The organism is Pedobacter sp. Leaf176, assembly GCF_001424305.1.
GTDB lineage: Bacteria > Bacteroidota > Bacteroidia > Sphingobacteriales > Sphingobacteriaceae > Pedobacter.
In genome coordinates, this window is the sequence record NZ_LMPD01000003.1 from 496,845 (window position 1) to 512,548 (window position 15,704).

The 15,704-nt window shown below is 37.0% G+C and carries 14 protein-coding genes and 1 tRNA gene; all 15 read right to left on the reverse strand.

Annotated features, from left to right (window positions below):
* Nucleotides 1-26 precede the first annotated feature (26 nt).
* The 15 genes from ASF92_RS10870 to ASF92_RS10940 all read right to left on the reverse strand — a co-directional run bounded on the left by ASF92_RS10870 (nt 27) and on the right by ASF92_RS10940 (nt 15,684).
* Complete coding sequence (locus tag ASF92_RS10870; RefSeq protein WP_056092289.1) at nt 27-1,994, reverse strand: glycoside hydrolase family 97 protein; 1,968 nt, start codon at nt 1,992-1,994, stop codon at nt 27-29.
* Nucleotides 1,995-2,622: 628 nt separating this feature from the next.
* On the reverse strand, nt 2,623-2,994 hold the full coding sequence (locus tag ASF92_RS10875; RefSeq protein ID WP_056092292.1) for a hypothetical protein: 372 nt from the start codon (nt 2,992-2,994) through the stop codon (nt 2,623-2,625).
* A gap of 533 nt (nt 2,995-3,527) precedes the next feature.
* Nucleotides 3,528-3,610, reverse strand: a tRNA-Leu gene (locus ASF92_RS10880).
* A gap of 267 nt (nt 3,611-3,877) precedes the next feature.
* Nucleotides 3,878-5,257, reverse strand: a complete 1,380-nt coding sequence (locus ASF92_RS10885; RefSeq protein ID WP_056092295.1) for a sensor histidine kinase KdpD — start codon at nt 5,255-5,257, stop codon at nt 3,878-3,880.
* A gap of 293 nt (nt 5,258-5,550) precedes the next feature.
* On the reverse strand, nt 5,551-5,841 hold the full coding sequence (locus ASF92_RS10890; protein WP_056092298.1) for a DUF3817 domain-containing protein: 291 nt from the start codon (nt 5,839-5,841) through the stop codon (nt 5,551-5,553).
* A 174-nt stretch (nt 5,842-6,015) separates the two neighbouring features.
* Nucleotides 6,016-6,552, reverse strand: a complete 537-nt coding sequence (locus ASF92_RS10895; protein ID WP_056092301.1) for an iron-sulfur cluster co-chaperone HscB C-terminal domain-containing protein — start codon at nt 6,550-6,552, stop codon at nt 6,016-6,018.
* A 75-nt stretch (nt 6,553-6,627) separates the two neighbouring features.
* A complete protein-coding gene (rseP, locus tag ASF92_RS10900) occupies nt 6,628-7,944 on the reverse strand; it encodes an RIP metalloprotease RseP (protein WP_056092304.1) in 1,317 nt (438 codons plus the stop codon).
* A gap of 30 nt (nt 7,945-7,974) precedes the next feature.
* Nucleotides 7,975-9,162: a 1-deoxy-D-xylulose-5-phosphate reductoisomerase gene (locus ASF92_RS10905; RefSeq protein WP_231729796.1), complete on the reverse strand. Its 1,188-nt coding sequence runs from the start codon at nt 9,160-9,162 to the stop codon at nt 7,975-7,977.
* A 295-nt stretch (nt 9,163-9,457) separates the two neighbouring features.
* Nucleotides 9,458-9,667, reverse strand: a complete 210-nt coding sequence (locus tag ASF92_RS10910; protein ID WP_056092307.1) for a four helix bundle protein — start codon at nt 9,665-9,667, stop codon at nt 9,458-9,460.
* Between the two features lie 308 nt (nt 9,668-9,975).
* Nucleotides 9,976-11,475: a GH3 auxin-responsive promoter family protein gene (locus ASF92_RS10915; protein WP_056092309.1), complete on the reverse strand. Its 1,500-nt coding sequence runs from the start codon at nt 11,473-11,475 to the stop codon at nt 9,976-9,978.
* Nucleotides 11,476-11,521: 46 nt separating this feature from the next.
* Entirely contained in the window at nt 11,522-12,310 is a 789-nt protein-coding gene (locus ASF92_RS10920; protein ID WP_056092313.1) for a hypothetical protein, read from the reverse strand.
* Nucleotides 12,307-13,275, reverse strand: a complete 969-nt coding sequence (locus ASF92_RS10925; RefSeq protein WP_056092315.1) for a glycosyltransferase family 2 protein — start codon at nt 13,273-13,275, stop codon at nt 12,307-12,309. The genes ASF92_RS10920 and ASF92_RS10925 overlap by 4 nt, the downstream gene beginning before the upstream one ends.
* A gap of 77 nt (nt 13,276-13,352) precedes the next feature.
* Nucleotides 13,353-14,303 carry a glycosyltransferase family 2 protein gene (locus tag ASF92_RS10930; protein ID WP_056092318.1) on the reverse strand — a complete coding sequence of 317 codons (951 nt, stop codon included), beginning with the start codon at nt 14,301-14,303 and terminating at the stop codon, nt 13,353-13,355.
* A gap of 122 nt (nt 14,304-14,425) precedes the next feature.
* Nucleotides 14,426-14,998 (reverse strand): DUF4199 domain-containing protein, encoded by a 573-nt coding sequence (locus ASF92_RS10935; RefSeq protein ID WP_056092321.1) that lies wholly within the window; start codon nt 14,996-14,998, stop codon nt 14,426-14,428.
* Between the two features lie 17 nt (nt 14,999-15,015).
* Nucleotides 15,016-15,684: a hypothetical protein gene (locus ASF92_RS10940; protein WP_056092324.1), complete on the reverse strand. Its 669-nt coding sequence runs from the start codon at nt 15,682-15,684 to the stop codon at nt 15,016-15,018.
* Nucleotides 15,685-15,704 lie beyond the last annotated feature (20 nt).

A 15,704-nucleotide genomic window follows, 5' to 3' on the forward strand; every position in this document is an offset into this window, starting at 1 on the left:
TTCGATCTAAATTGATAGCATAAATACTATTTCGCAACGATTACCGCCCCGCCGCCAGGCAATAGCCGGATTTTAATTTGTTTGGATTGTCCAATTTTAACGTTATCTACGTTTGGAGACCTATCGTCACGATCCGTGTAAACAGTTAGTTCATTTCCTCGAAGCATTTGAAGTGGAATGGTTATTATTTTTGCCTTTTTTTCAGCATTGACAGCGGTGATGAACCATTGATCTTTGTGGCGTCGTGCTAGTACGCAATATCTTCCTGGATAACCATCAATCAAAACCGTCTCATCCCAAAGAGTGGGTACTTTTTTCATGAAGTTGATTAAGTGAACCGGAACCTCTGTCAGGTTATTGGGTGTAATCCCAAAATTCTGGATTGGACTCTGAAATAAAACAGCAGTTGCAATCTGAAATGTTTCAGTGGTTTTTCTAATCTTTCCACCGTTGTTTTCGCGGTTATGTTTCTCATTCAACAGTACCGGACCGAAATCCATTGCACCCACAGCATTGCGAATAAAAGGATGCAAAGTTGCATTGAAAGCTTCATTATCATTGGCAATCTGAGTAAAAATTAAGTTTTCAGACGCCAATACCGCTTCACTGCTGGCGAAATTAGGATACATTCTCTCCCAGCCCCTTGGCAAGGTACAGCCATGAAATATTACAGTAAGGCCATAAGTATTCGCATCGGAGAGAATTTCCTCATACAGCTTTATGGTTTCCTGTTTATCACCCCCAAAGAAATCCACCTTAATCCCTTTCACACCTATCTTTTGCATCCAAGCCATTTCCGCTTTACGGGCAACACCAGTGTTCATCTTGTTTTTCGGTCCTTGCGGTGCATTGTTCCAGAAACCATTTGAATTGTACCATAGCGCAAGAGCAACATTCTTCTTTTTGGCATAAGCAGCAAGCTGCTCCATTTTTTCATGTCCGATTTTCGTATCCCACCAGTTGTCGATCAATACAGATTCGTAGCCTAAGGATGCCGATAAATCGATAAACCTTTTCTGGTCTGCAAAGTTGATGCTTTCATCCTGCCAAAGCAGCCAACTCCAGGTCGAACGCCCAAAAGTATAATCTGTAGCGGTTTGATACTGAGGTTTTACCAAATCAAATGCAATTGTTGTTTCCACTATTGGTTTTAACGATGCCCCTACGGTAATTGTTCTCCAGGGCGTGTAGCCCGGGAGAGCAATGGTTGGATTGGCACTTCCTATTCCATTATTTTCACCAGCTTCCGGAAAAGCAATCTTGTAATTGCCATCCGGCAAAGGCTCACTTAGTTTTGAACCGCAGTATTCGCCATTAACACCTGTCTCCGAGAGCAAAATCCATCCACTTTCTCCCACATGAAAAAGGGCAGGAAAGGTATAACCTACTCCATATTTTGAGGGTTGATCCATGGGCGCATCAACAACATATTCTTCCTCGTAGCTCGGTTTTGTCTTCATCCATCCGATCATTGGCGTAGCCTGCGGTGTCAAAAAAGTGGTTGTTCCCACTGGAAAATGAAAACCACTTATTTCATCTTCGATAGTGAGGTTAGCCAATTCACCCGTTTGTGGAATTCGGTAACGAAAGGCAATGTCATTATTGCTTACGCGAAAAGTAACCTCCAGAATATTCTTTTTTGCATTTTCAAATGAGCAAACCAACTCGTTTGCCAGATATCTAATTGTACTTTTTTTGATTTTTGTTTCCCTGTAAGTTTCATCGATCAGTTGTGTCCTATTTTCCTTACTGATCAAAGCACTGGTGAGATCGACCCCATTTCCTCTTAAGCCAAGGGGAGATTGCTTCAACATTTCCCTTTCCCCCAAAAGTACCCGATAGAATAGTTTTCCATTATCCAATGTTAATTTTACTTTCAAATTTCCGTCAGGACTCGAAATTTGAAAATTTTGTGCATCAGCACTTAAAGAACCAAGCAATAATATTAATCCGAAGATATTTTTTTTGATACTGATAATGTTGATAAAATTCATATGGCTTATGGTGTGGTTTACACGTACTTTTTACTTTCAGTCAAAATTTAACCTCTATTATTGCGATGTTGAGGCATTAAATAACGAAGAGAATTCAATCAAAAAAGGTGACTTCCTCGCTAACAAAATAAAAAGCACAAGGTAATCTGTAGATCGAAATAACATAAAAAAATATTTGGTTCCAGCATTAAGTAGCACAGCAGATCGAATTAGACCTGAAAACTTTACTGACTTTTACATGCAGGTCCAAATATATCAATTAAATTATAAATGTTATACTAACGTTTATTTATTTTAATTCCTTGAATCCTACAGATTAACTGTATATTAAGCAGAAGAAAGTAACTTTAAAAGATTTGGTCAATAATTGGTAGCTCCGCTAAAAATGCCGACTATTTTTCATCTATCACGGCATCTTTTATAGCATATACGATTCACGAGATTTTGCTTGAAAGTAAGCACCAATTTGGAGACATCCTATCCCGCCGATCGGTGCGGTGAGCTGATTAATACCTAATTTGGCCAATAGAAGTTTGTCATTGAGAGTTTAACCTCTCCCAATATCAACAAAAATTTCGCAAATTCCTGACGATACAAATGCCAACCAGGGCGCCTAAGCCGGTTACCCCTAATCAATAATCACTGACGACTCGTCTGCTTCTAAGTTTTCCACAATTATACTGCCTTCAGAACAATAAACTAATACTTCACAGTTATCGTCTTTATCGAAAACCCGAACTTTAGTGTTTACCCGGCAAAGTTTATCTGAAAGTATTTCTGCTACTTCGATAACCTGCTGCTTAAGCTTTTCAAGTTCATTCTGTCTTAATTCAAAAGCGGCTGCATCCTTCAAATATTGTTCGGCCTGGTCAGCGGTGATAAACGCTTTGGACGAATGGTCATCAAATTCAATGTCTGCTATTTCTTTGTTAGCTTCATCAACTTCTTTGTTTAGCCTTTCGAAGTTATCGAAGAGCTCTTGTATTGTGAGATCTTGCATTGCAATACAACCCGAAATAGTTAGGAATGTTTGGATAACCCTGGAACTTGGTTAGTGAAAATAGTGGTCTTTAATGGCATTCATTGTATTCTTGATGGTAATTTCAAATTACTATCTTTAATAGCCTTGACCATTATTGTAAGTTGGGCATTACTTCTTCCCGATAATGTTTTTCATGATGTTGCTTAATGGTGTCTTTGTAACTTTCACGCAAAGCATCAGACATCTATAGCATTGCCACGATGGAGGCCGATTAAGTAATAAATTTGTACCAGGAACTGGAAAAATTTTAGAAACGCACCTTCTTTTAATTTATGGTACTGAAGTTAATATAACTGTTTCAAAGGCAGCAACATTGACCGGATAAGTCAAAAATTGCTCTTGCTTCCCTCACAGATGGCAAACAATTTTTTTTTGATTATGATTTTAAGATTAGACCAAAACAAAAGAAGTAATAACTGTATGTATTACAGCATGTTATTAAAAAAACGAAGCCCTGTAAGTGTTTATTTACAGGGCTTTTACTCGTTTAATGGTACCCGGAGCCGGAGTCGAACCGGCACGGTTTCCCACAGGTGTTTGAGACCAGCGCGTCTACCAATTCCGCCATCCGGGCATGTATTGGACGGGGTTGCAAATGTATGTAACGAAAGGCTAAATCGCAAAAATATTTTCAATTAGATTTTAATTATTTGGTTTTCAACTTTTAACGATCTTTATCTGCTATAATATATGCCAGTAATAAAATATCTCTTGTTAAAAAATATCCATTTTAATAATACAATTCTGTTTCCAAGAATTTGTTGATAAGGATAACATTTGATGTACTAGTGCTGAATATTAAAATTTAATTTAACCCAGTAGTTTATTAAATATTTTAAATTTAATCAGACAAATTAACATTTATATGTGCAGCAGGGATATAGACAAAGAAGTTTGAACCCTGCCCTAACTTACTTTCAAATTCTATTTTACCACCTTGTTTTTCTATAAATTCTTTGCATAACATCAGTCCTAAACCAACGCCTTTCTCATTATTGGTACCGTAAGTAGACGCTGCCTGAATCGAAAAGATTTTTTCTTGTTTTTCCGGCGCTATTCCTTTTCCATTGTCAATTACGGAGATTTTACATTCGTTTAAAGTCAGCCTGGCGTTTACTTGGATTTTTCCGCCATGTGGCGTAAATTTTACAGCATTAGTAATTATATTTCGTACTACCAGCTGCAAAATGTCAATATCGGCTGTTACATGAAGAGCCGATGGAATATGATAAGTAAACAAAATCTCTTTTTTTGACGCATATAACTGCCCCATATCCAGGGTACTTTGTAAAGCAGTTGACAAATTAATTTCTTGCAAATTGATATTAAGACCTTCCATTTGTGTTTTAGACCAATGCAATAAATTAGATAACATCTCTACTGCACCATTTGTCGACTGTAGTAATGATGTTTCTAACCTTATCCTGTCTTTACCATCAATCCTCCTGTCGTTTAACAACCCCAGGTAAGTTTGAATATTTACCAGAGGTGTTCTTAAATCATGGGAAATGATAGACATTAACTTATTCTTTTCACTATTACTTTGTTCTAACTGTTCCTTTTGTGCTAAAATTTGTGCTTTACTTTCCTCTACAGCCAAGGCCTTTTCTACTACAGCATGCTTTTCGTTATCATAACTCTTTCTTATAAATCTAATAATAATATAAATAACTAAAACCGGTAAAGGAAAGGCTGTTACCCTGTCTATAAACTGGCCACGACCTGCAGTAAAAGGAGTTTGTACCAACCCGGGATAATAAAACTCTATGAAATGAAGGCATAAAAAACAAGTGATATAGATAAAAAGCCACATCAAATGTTCGTGATATGGAGAAATTGCCAGCAACAATAGCAAATAAGCTGGCCAAATCAAATCTGTTGAACCGTTTATACCTGAGTTCGTGAAATAATTTATCCCAAAAATTAAAATGCCGGCTATTGCAAAAAAAAATGTGCTGTGTGGTTTTGCCTTAAACCTGGAGCGATGGTATTGATAAGCAAAAAATGCACCGAATAACAAGGCAGATAAAGAACCTACATACAAACCTGAATATAAGTTGTAAATAGAATAAATGGCCGAAATAAAAATTAAGCCTATACTAATTGAATGGAAAATCCTGCTTTCTAAGGAAAATGTAGCTCTACTGCCGATTAGATCGCTCCAAACGGTTTTAATTTTCAAAGATTTGAAACCGGGTGCAATTGGAATAGTTTTAAACATGGTGTTTCTTCAAAGCCCCAACGAAATTTGAGGTTGTGTAAAAATAATTTCTCTATTAGTATTTAACCATAAATAGAGCAAATAAATATATACAATTGCTTACTAAATTAACTAACATACCGATTTTTTAATCAATATAAAAGCCTAATCAGAACGATCCTGCTTGCCACACCCTTCAGACACTTAAGGTCAGCATGGCTTAGGAATAGCTATCTAATGAAATTAAGTATACCTGACGACTGGCTAATTCACAGAAACATTTTCAATTGGATTTAGGCTTTTGCTCATCCAATTTATAATGCCCGCTCGTCCTTCAGTTTTTTATCCACAATAAAAGGCATAAAGGGCAAAAGCGAGGCTAAGAAAATTAAAACCGCTTTACCGAATTTCCATTTTTGTTCCTGCCAGGCGAGTACCAAGGTTGCCGCATAGAGCACAAACAATAAACCGTGCGCCCAGCCTGTGTATTTAACCAGTTCTTTATAATGAAAAATATATTTAACAGGCATCGCAATAAAAAGCAGCAATAGATAAGAAATACCTTCGGCTATGGCAACCTTGCGAAAAATGGAAAGAGAACTCATGTATCTGATTGTTTGTCTCGAAAGTAAGGCATACCAACAAGCTATCAAAAATTAAAAAATGATTTGACAATTTAGTGTTAAGAGTTTTGCCACAAGCACAGATTGCACAGAAATCATCAATAGCGCAAAAATTAATATGCGGCTAATAAACTGCCACGAATTTGCAGATTATTTTTACTGAGGAAGTTTTTCTCTGATTCTTGAAATGTATTTCTGCCGGTAATAAATATCTTTTATGGAAGACAAAAGATTGTCGGAGTCGGAAGGATTTTCATCAAACTGTTTAGTTAAGGTACTAAGTTCATTGTTGAGTTGTAACTCAATTGCATCAACATCGGCTTTCACTTGCTGCAACTTCTCGGCGTCGGGTTCAAATTGTAAATCCATCAGCGCTTCGTTTACATCCATCATATCCATCAAAAATGTTTGAGGCAGTTGGTAACCTTCATCAGTTTCTACGATGCCTTTTAATTCTAAAACATATTTGAGGCGCTTTTGCGGATTACTTAATACCTGATAGGCTTTGTTGTTCAAGGTTGAGAAATCTAAAACTTCCTGCTGTTTCTCTTCACTTTCATTCGCATAGAAATCGGGATGAAACTTTTTGCTAAAAGCATAGAATTTAACTTTTACTGCATTTAAATCCGGATGAAATTCTACTGGTAGCTCGTAAAATTCGAAATAGTTCGGAAAAATTTTTTGCTCGGACATGGGGTATAAGTTAAAAAGCCGCAGCCATTAGTCATTTGATAAACCAATAGTTGCGGCAATAATATAAAATTGGTTTTACTTACCGAATATTTTTAAAACATCATTACCAAAAGCAAACACCATTAAGCTGATAAGGATTACAAATCCTGCAATTTGCGCTTTCTCTAATACTTTTTCGCTTACCGGCTTACGTTGCACCATTTCGATTAACAGAAACACAACATGACCGCCATCCAGGCCAGGGATTGGCAACAAATTCATAAAGGCTAATGCCATGGAAATTAATCCGGTTAAAGTCCAGAATTTAACCCAGTCGAATGTACTCCCATAAACTTTTGCAATACCAATCGGACTACTGATGTTGCGTGCGCTCACTTTTCCGGTAATCATTTTGCCAATGCCTTTCGCATTATCTGCGAATGTGCTCCAGGCCATATTGGCACCGACAGGAAGTGCAGCGAAGAAACCGTAATTAATCGTTTTGCGTTTAACCTCATCGAAATTTGGATAGTAACCAATTGCTCCTGTTGTATCTACCTGAACATTTAACTGGATAGGCTGACCATTTCTGTCGATAGATAGCGCAACCATTTTACCTTTCTTTTTCATAACCAAAGGCTTTGCTTCATCCTGGAACGTAACAGGAATACCATCTACAGCTTTAATCTTATCGCCTGGTTTTACACCGGCTTTAATCGCTCCATACCCAGCCATTAAACTATCTGCAGTTGCTGTATAACGAGGTTCTACAAATAAACTCTTTCCGTCTGCAACCTTATTCAGAAAATCATCAGGAACTTTAATCTCGATTGTTTTGTCACCACGAATAACCGTTAAGGTGGTGTTTCCCATTAATACTTTAGAACTTTTCAATTCCTCGAAACGGATAATTTTATTACCGTTTATAGCTAAAATTTTGTCACCGTTTTTCAATCCGATATCGGCTGCCACTTTTCCAACCTGGATGCCATTTACAACAGCACTATTTGGTGTAAAGGTTTCACCATATTTGAAGGTAAGTACCCAAAAAATGATGATACCAACAATAACATTTACAATAATACCACCAAGCATCACAATTAATCGTTGCCAGGCCGGTTTGGAACGAAATTCCCAAGGTTGGGCTGGTTGGGCCAATTGCTCGGTATCCATACTCTCGTCTATCATTCCTGCAATTTTCACATAGCCACCAAGCGGTAACCATCCAACGCCATATTCAACATCTCCTTTTTTAAAACTAAAAAGTTTAAAGCCCCATGCATCAAAAAACAGATAAAACTTTTCCACTTTGATTCCAAATGCTCTTGCTGCAAGAAAATGCCCCAATTCATGTAATATTACAAGTAAAGACAATCCAAGTAGCAGTTGCCCCGCCATAATCAATCCATTCATACGCTATTCTTAATATTTTTGTGTTAGATGTTAAACTATACTTTTTGTTACTAATTCGGCCGCTAAGATACGGCTATGTTTGTCAGTTTCTAAATAATCAGTTAATTGTGGTCTCTCAATAAATTCTATATCATTCATACAGTTTTCAATAACATCGCTCATTTGCAGGAAACCAATTTTATCATTTAAAAATGCTTCCACTACGATTTCATTTGCGGCATTTAAAATGCAAGGCATATTCCCCCCCTGCTTTAGCGATTTGAAAGCTAAATCTAAGTTCCGGAAAGTTTCCAAATCTGCTTTTTGAAAACTAAAATTTGGATGGTCCAGGAAGTTAAAACGCTTAAAATTGTTTTTTAGCCTGTCGGGATAATTTAATGCATACTGAATTGGCAATTTCATATCAGGAACGCCCATTTGTGCTTTCATAGAACCATCCGTAAACTGAACGATTGAATGAATGATGGATTGTGGGTGTACGATGACATCTATTTGCTCAACATCAAGATTAAACAACCATTTCGCTTCAATTACTTCCAGACCTTTGTTCATCAGTGAAGCCGAATCTATGGTGATTTTTGCACCCATTACCCAGTTTGGGTGCTTTAGTGCCTGTTCCTTGGTAACCGTTGACAGGAAATTCTTGTCTCTGCCTAAAAATGGTCCGCCGGATGCCGTGAGGTATATTTTTTCTATCTCATTATGTGCCTCCCCAACCAGACACTGGAAAATTGCCGAATGCTCGGAATCTACAGGAAGGATTTTCACATCATATCTTGCTGCAAGTTCTGTAATATATTGCCCTGCAACGACCAATGTTTCTTTGTTTGCCAAAGCAATGTCTTTTCCCGCCTTTATGGCTTCAATAGTAGGTCTTAAACCGACAGAGCCCATCAATGCGGTTAATACGATATCGCTTTCAGGATAAGCAGCAACTTCTGATAATGCGGCCTCACCTGCCAAAACTTTAATATTAAGAAAGGCTAATGAATCTTTTACATGTAAATATTGACTTTCATCGCAAATTACAACAGACTCCGGCTTAAATTCTTTGGCCTGCTGGATGAGCAGTTCTGAATTCTTTAGTGCGGATAGTACCGAAACTTTAAAGATGGCAGGGTTATCACGAATCACTTCTAGCGCCTGTGTACCTATACTCCCGGTTGAACCTAATATGGCTATATTTTTGACCGATTGATTTATTGTTGTATTATTCAATTGCTGTTCTTCCTCTCGTATTAAAGAATTGTATAATTGTTATATTGCACAATTGTTTCTTTCTCTTGTGTTTAAAATTTATTGAGTTATTTTGTCGTGTTGCATTAAAAACAAAGCCTCTGCTCAATTAAACCTTTAACTTTTCATTTGTAAATTTAATCAGTTGATGAATTTCCTTCGGCAGGATTTCAAAAATTGAAAAAATCTTTGTGTATGTTTCGTTGTCAATTAATCTTCTGACCTTTGCTTTTTCATTCCAATCAAGACATTCCTTAACCGAACCAAAGCTGTAGTATTAAAACTTTATTTTATCTTTCTTGTGATATCTTCCAAAACCTTCAGCTAGGTTGGCAGATATCGAATCAATGGCCCTAACAAATTGTTGACCTATCGTATATTTCGCGAAGCTATCCCAGTTCGACGTAATTTCCCATATCAAATTACTAAGATGAAAGGATTTTTTGTAAGCGGTTATCTGATTCAATTGCAAATAATTCTGTTCCATTTTCTATTGTTTTAAGTTGCAACAGGGAATCATGCAACAATATAGCAATAAAACAATCAAACAATATATTTCCCCAATTCATCCGTCAACATCCTATCATTACTTAATCTTGGCACTTTATTTTGCCCCCGAACAACAACACCTTACAATTCACGTCATTTCGAGCGTAGCCGAGAATCTTTTTACTGAGAAAACCGAATTAAAGGTCCCTCCTTCTACTCAATTATCGCCTAAATGTACATTCGCCATAATTATTGCACTTACCGAAATAGATTGCCACGTCGTTCCTACTCGCAATGACGAAATGTTTAAACAATATATTTTCCTAATTCATCAGCTAGCTTCCTGTCATTGCTCAACCTCGGCACTTTATTTTGCCCGCCTAACTTACCTTCACTTTTCATATAATTTACAAAGGCATCCTTCTGCAAATTACGTATTATTAGTGGTTGAAGAATATTTCCCTCAATCAGGTCAAAATAGTAAATATTTTTCTTTTGCAATGCAGCGTCAACCTTTTTACTAAAAGCGACCATATCCTCAGGTGCTGATGAAAACTCTACAAACCATTCATGAAAAGGGAGTTCCCCCGGTTCCGGATTAACCTGAGGGGCAACTGTAAATTCAGTAATTTTTACGCCTTCTTCATTTGCCACAGACAGAAGTGCGTATTCAACTTCCTCCCCGATTACATGTTCGCCAAAAGCAGAAATAAAGTGTTTAATGCGACCTGTAACTACAATTCTATATGGATTTTTAGATACAAATTTTATGGTGTCGCCGATGCTGTAGCCCCATAAACCTGCATTTGTATTAAGCACCAATGCATAATTTTTTTCGAGTTCAACTTCAGCTAAAGACAACCTTACTGGGTTTCCACTATGGTATTCATCAGAAGGAATAAATTCGTAAAATATGCCGGCATCAGCCAGCAGCAGCAGGCTTTTATCTTTTTGCGAATCCTGGTAAGCAATAAATCCTTCTGATGCAGGATAAGTTTCGATTGAGTCGACTTTCCTGCCGATACTTTGCTCTATTTTAGCCCGGTAGGGCTCGAAATTTACGCCACCATAAATAAACAGACTGAAGTTTTTAAAAATATCTGCAATCTTTTTACCTCCAGATTTTTCAGAAAGCTTATCAAAATACATCTGTACCCAGGGTGGAATCCCGGAAATCAATGTCATGTCTTCATGAATCGTCTCTTCAACAATGGCATCAACTTTTTGTTCCCAGTCTTCGATGATATTGGTTTCATAAGATGGGAGGCGGTTTTTCTGAAGGTACTTCGGTACATGGTGCGCCACAATTCCGGATAAACGACCAACGTTAACACCGTTTTTTTCATTCAAAACCGGACTTCCTTGCAGGAAAATCATTTTACCATTTACAAAATCGGCCTTACCGGTTTCGTTGATGTAGGTTAATATGGCATTTCTGGCTGCTTTGATGTGCTCAGGCATCGATTCTTTCGAAAGCGGAATGTATTTTACGCCTGACGTCGTACCTGATGTCTTTGCAAAATATAAGGGCTTACCCTTCCAAAGTACATCAGCCTCGCCTGCAACCGAACGATCGATGTATGATTTTAAACCTTCGTAATCCTGAACCGGGACATGCTGCTTAAAATCTGAATAGTTCTTAATTTCTGCAAAATGATGATCTCTTCCGAAAGCTGTTTGCTTTGCATCATTAAGGAGCTTTAAAAGAGTTTTCTGCTGGGCGGCGACGGCATTATACTTCCATTTGTCTATCTGCCATACTGCAAATGCCGCAAAGGGCTTACTTAATGCTGCTTTGAACCCCATATTATACTGAATTTTGAATGATTGAGTGATTGAATTTTAATCCTTCTTAGACAATATTATGTAAAATGTCAGGATGTGCATCGCCCTGATACTCACTTGAGATTTTACGGTAAGCAACCGTTAAGGCAACACTTGATAAAGGTACAATGATAAATGAACTTAAAATATTTACCACAAAAGCAACCAATGGCCATTGCAAATAATTCAACAAAAGGTAAATCAGGTAACCGCCACCTAATACCACTAACAGCAATAAAATCTTTGTAAAGTTGCCCTTTGTCGTCGCCAGACTTAATTTAATCGAATCGAACGGTGTTGCATTTTTATCGATAATAAAAAATGGAAAAAATGATATCCGCAACCAGGTTATGAAAATAGCGATTACGCCCACTGAAATGGCTACATTTTTAACGATTGTAACATCAAGTCCAGTGTATATAAATGGGAAAGCTACAAGTATGACAATGAGATAAACACCAAGAATACAGCCCACAAAATATAACGTAGCCACCAGGAAGCGTATAATCTGTTGCCTTGTTGGTAAAGTATCTACAATCTTTACGTCACTTTGTTCATCATCCATTAAATGAAAAATGTATTTAAATAAAGAGAGGTTTATAGTGAAATACAACATGATGAAGATAAATACCATGGCTATACTCAAAATTTTGCTCACATCTTTTATAAAAAACGCCATCAAGCTCGATGCACTGGCGGTAATGAACATTAGAAAACATAACGTTGCGATAGAAAAATAATGTTTCCTGGTGATGTTCCATGCCTTTTGAATCACATCATTAACGGCGAAAGTGCTCTCTTTTAGATAATTTATCATTGTTGTTTAAATACCACTCTTTTAAATAAATCCTGTATAAATCCTAAGCCGTAAGCGAACAACTGGATAAACGAAGATATAATGCTCAAAAATGCAACTTTTAACGATTTATTTACTGACCATGAATGAAAAAATATCAACAAAAAGAACATTAGTAATATAAAATTACCAACAATGCCTAAAGGCAGATAGAATATATCGCAAAGGATGGTAATAATGATGCCTACAGTAAATACTGCAGGAAAAAAATGGACCAGCTTTAATTCTTTAGGGAAGTGTTTATAAATATTAATCCTGGCCCGTCCGAAAAAATGAAGTTGCTTGTAAAACTGACTGAAACTAGTCCTGCGTTTGTGGTACACTTTAGCTTCGGGAATTAAGCCAATTTTAAAGCCGCTCTCGTGAATGCGAATGCTGTATTCAATATCTTCTCCTAACCTGGTTAAAATAAAGCCGCCAACTTTTTCCCAAACCTGTCGGGAAACACCCATATTAAAGCTGCGAGGATGAAACTGCCCGACATGTTTCTTATTACCACGAATACCGCCTGTGGTAAATGGAGATGTCATTGCGTAACTTATCGCCTTTTGTACAGGCGTAAAACTTTCGTGTGCTGCGTCCGGACCGCCATAGGCATCTAAATGATGTTCGTAAAGATAATTTTTAACGATTTCTAAGTAGTCATGCGGAATTAAACAGTCTGAATCGAAAATTACAAAGTAATCGCCCTTTGCCCTTTCAAAACCAAAGTTCCTGGTGAAACCTTGCCCTTCGTTCGCCTTAAAAAAATATTTTATATCCAGTCTGTTGGCGTAACTCTCAACAATTGATTTCGCATCCTCTTTCGATCCATCTTCAATAACCAAAACCTCAAACTGTATATAAGTCTGTTTGGTTAAGGTGTACAAGAGTTCGTTAATCTCTTGCGGACGATTGTAAAGCGGAATGATGATGGAGAAAAACATGTTAAAAAAGGTAAAAGGCAGAAGGTAAAAGGTAAAAGGTCTGGGCGCATAAAACCTTACGCCTTAAAGCTTTCACCCTACACCTCCTTTTCTATTAAATATTGATTTCTTTCTGGTGCATTCCTTGTAACCAATTCAGCAACGAAACCTGTCAGAAACATTTGCGATCCTACTACAATTGCAACCAAAGCGATATAAAACAGTGGTTGATCGGTAATTTCCCTTTTATAAGGAATATGTGCGGCGATGTGATAAAGTTTAACAGCTATCATATATAGCGCCATAATAGTACCAAGTAAAAAACTTAAAACACCCAGAGAACCAAAAAAGTGCATCGGGCGTTTTCCAAATTTTCCAACAAAAAATATCGATAATAAGTCTAAAAAGCCATTAATAAACCGGCTAAAACCGAATTTGGTTGTACCATATTTACGCGCCCTGTGTTCTACAACTTGTTCCTCAATTTTAGTAAAACCGGCCCACTTCGCAATTACAGGAATGTAGCGATGCATTTCGCCATAAACTTCGATGGTTTTGATTACATCACTTCTATAGGCTTTTAAACCGCAGTTAAAATCATTTAATTCAATTCCGCTCATTTTTCGGGTAGCAGCATTGAACAATTTTGTGGGAATGGTTTTGGTAATGGGATCGTAGCGTTTCTTTTTCCAGCCGGAAATTAAATCGAGTTTTTCTTCTTTGATGCGGCGATACAATTCCGGTATTTCGTCGGGGCTATCCTGTAAATCGGCATCCATTGTAATGATGACATCACCGTTTGTAGCCTCAAAGCCAACGTTCAATGCCGCGGATTTACCATAATTCCTCCTGAATTTGATACCCTTGATTGCATCGTTCTGCAACTTTAATTCCTCTATAACTTCCCAGGACCGATCTGTACTACCATCATCAACCAAAATAATTTCGTAGCTGAAATTATTTTCATTCATTACTTTAGTAATCCAGGCGGTTAGTTCCGGAAGCGATTCATCTTCGTTATATAAAGGTATTACTACTGATATATCCATTTTCAAAATTTAAACCTCATAGGTTTTGAAAACCTGTGAGGTTTGTTCAAAACAAAACGTGCAAATTTCATCAAATTAAATGATAAAACCTGCACGTTGAAATTTTTTATAATTTGTTACAACTAAGCTTCTTGCTCAGGTAATGTATTAAACACTATAGGTTCTTTTTTCTTCAAAATTGCAGCAAGAATTAGTCCCAATACGGCGTACATTGCAACTGACACACCAAAGCTTGTAAATGAGTTTTTAAAAGTCGGCGCTAATTTTTCCTGCATGTTACCGGCTTTAGCAATGGCCTCGTCTATTTGTTCGGAAGCCATACCAAATTTCTCCATCATGCTTCGTTGCGATTCTTCAATGGCTGCTGCAGCTGTTGCTGGCAAGTCAGGATCGATTAACGTCATTAAAACTACATTGTATAATACAGAAGTTATTGCCAGAATTAAGGCTATTATCAAGAATGATTTAAAAGCCTCACCAAATGTCCAATAACCGCCTATTTCTTTGCGAATGGTTATTCCTACAAAAACCATTAAGGCTATAAAGATTATCAGAATTATAAATGGCAATGCAAAATTGGTGTAAAGCATTATTGGGTTAATGAAATACAGCGTTAACGATATAACAATTGAAACTGCTGCAAGTATAAAACCATATTTTAGGGATAATTTGGTGATTAAAGTACTCTTGTCCATGAGGTTTGATGTTTAGTTTAGTTATTAATAGTTGTTATCAATATATAAGTAGCAGAATCGAAGGATTTGTTACGGCTAAACTGAATTAATTCTTTTGTTGTCTCTGCACTACCTTCTGTATCAAGGAAAAATGCCATAAATGGAACAAACAGATCTTTCATTTCTTCGCTAACATTTAAGGTCTCTGCAGTTTTGCAAATTTCTTCTATACTACTTTCTGCAAGTTGCTGGTTGCTTATTAACTCTTCATAAATTTCGAATTCATCCTGAAATTCGTCGTCTTCAACTAACAGGAATTCTTTCAGGAAATCGCCCAATTCCGGATCTAAATCCTCATCATGGCATTCTTTAATATATAAAAGAAGGTTTAAAAGTTCGGTCCCCCTATCAATGGTTTCTTCTTCAATACTTGCCCATTCATCACTTTCAAGATAATCATCTTCCAGTTTCTGAACGTCACTGCTGAAGAAATTCACCATCAGCAAATCGAAGAAAACCTCTCTGAGTTCTTCGAATTTAGGATGTGAATCGAAAACAGCGTCAAAAGCAGTTGCTTTGTCTAAGAAATTAACATCCAGTTCAAAAGCCGCAATCAACTCCGTTTGAAAATTACCGGCTTCAACTTTTTCCGTTTCAGCATATTTATTTATTGCCGCGCTCAGCGCTTTTTTTACTCTATTGTCCATTTTTGTAGTATCAAGTATTT

What these genes read in the sequence shown, in the direction of transcription:
- ASF92_RS10890 (WP_056092298.1), bottom strand. Translation starts at nt 5,841, where the DNA reads ATGAGTTCTCTTTCCATTTTTCGCAAGGTTGCCATAGCCGAAGGTATT.
- rseP (WP_056092304.1), bottom strand. Translation starts at nt 7,944, where the DNA reads ATGAATGGATTGATTATGGCGGGGCAACTGCTACTTGGATTGTCTTTA.
- ASF92_RS10935 (WP_056092321.1), bottom strand. Translation starts at nt 14,998, where the DNA reads ATGGACAAGAGTACTTTAATCACCAAATTATCCCTAAAATATGGTTTT.
- ASF92_RS10885 (WP_056092295.1), bottom strand. Translation starts at nt 5,257, where the DNA reads ATGTTTAAAACTATTCCAATTGCACCCGGTTTCAAATCTTTGAAAATT.
- ASF92_RS10930 (WP_056092318.1), bottom strand. Translation starts at nt 14,303, where the DNA reads ATGGATATATCAGTAGTAATACCTTTATATAACGAAGATGAATCGCTT.
- ASF92_RS10920 (WP_056092313.1), bottom strand. Translation starts at nt 12,310, where the DNA reads ATGATAAATTATCTAAAAGAGAGCACTTTCGCCGTTAATGATGTGATT.
- ASF92_RS10940 (WP_056092324.1), bottom strand. Translation starts at nt 15,684, where the DNA reads ATGGACAATAGAGTAAAAAAAGCGCTGAGCGCGGCAATAAATAAATAT.
- ASF92_RS10910 (WP_056092307.1), bottom strand. Translation starts at nt 9,667, where the DNA reads ATGGAACAGAATTATTTGCAATTGAATCAGATAACCGCTTACAAAAAA.
- ASF92_RS10870 (WP_056092289.1), bottom strand. Translation starts at nt 1,994, where the DNA reads ATGAATTTTATCAACATTATCAGTATCAAAAAAAATATCTTCGGATTA.
- ASF92_RS10895 (WP_056092301.1), bottom strand. Translation starts at nt 6,552, where the DNA reads ATGTCCGAGCAAAAAATTTTTCCGAACTATTTCGAATTTTACGAGCTA.
- ASF92_RS10875 (WP_056092292.1), bottom strand. Translation starts at nt 2,994, where the DNA reads ATGCAAGATCTCACAATACAAGAGCTCTTCGATAACTTCGAAAGGCTA.
- ASF92_RS10915 (WP_056092309.1), bottom strand. Translation starts at nt 11,475, where the DNA reads ATGGGGTTCAAAGCAGCATTAAGTAAGCCCTTTGCGGCATTTGCAGTA.
- ASF92_RS10925 (WP_056092315.1), bottom strand. Translation starts at nt 13,275, where the DNA reads ATGTTTTTCTCCATCATCATTCCGCTTTACAATCGTCCGCAAGAGATT.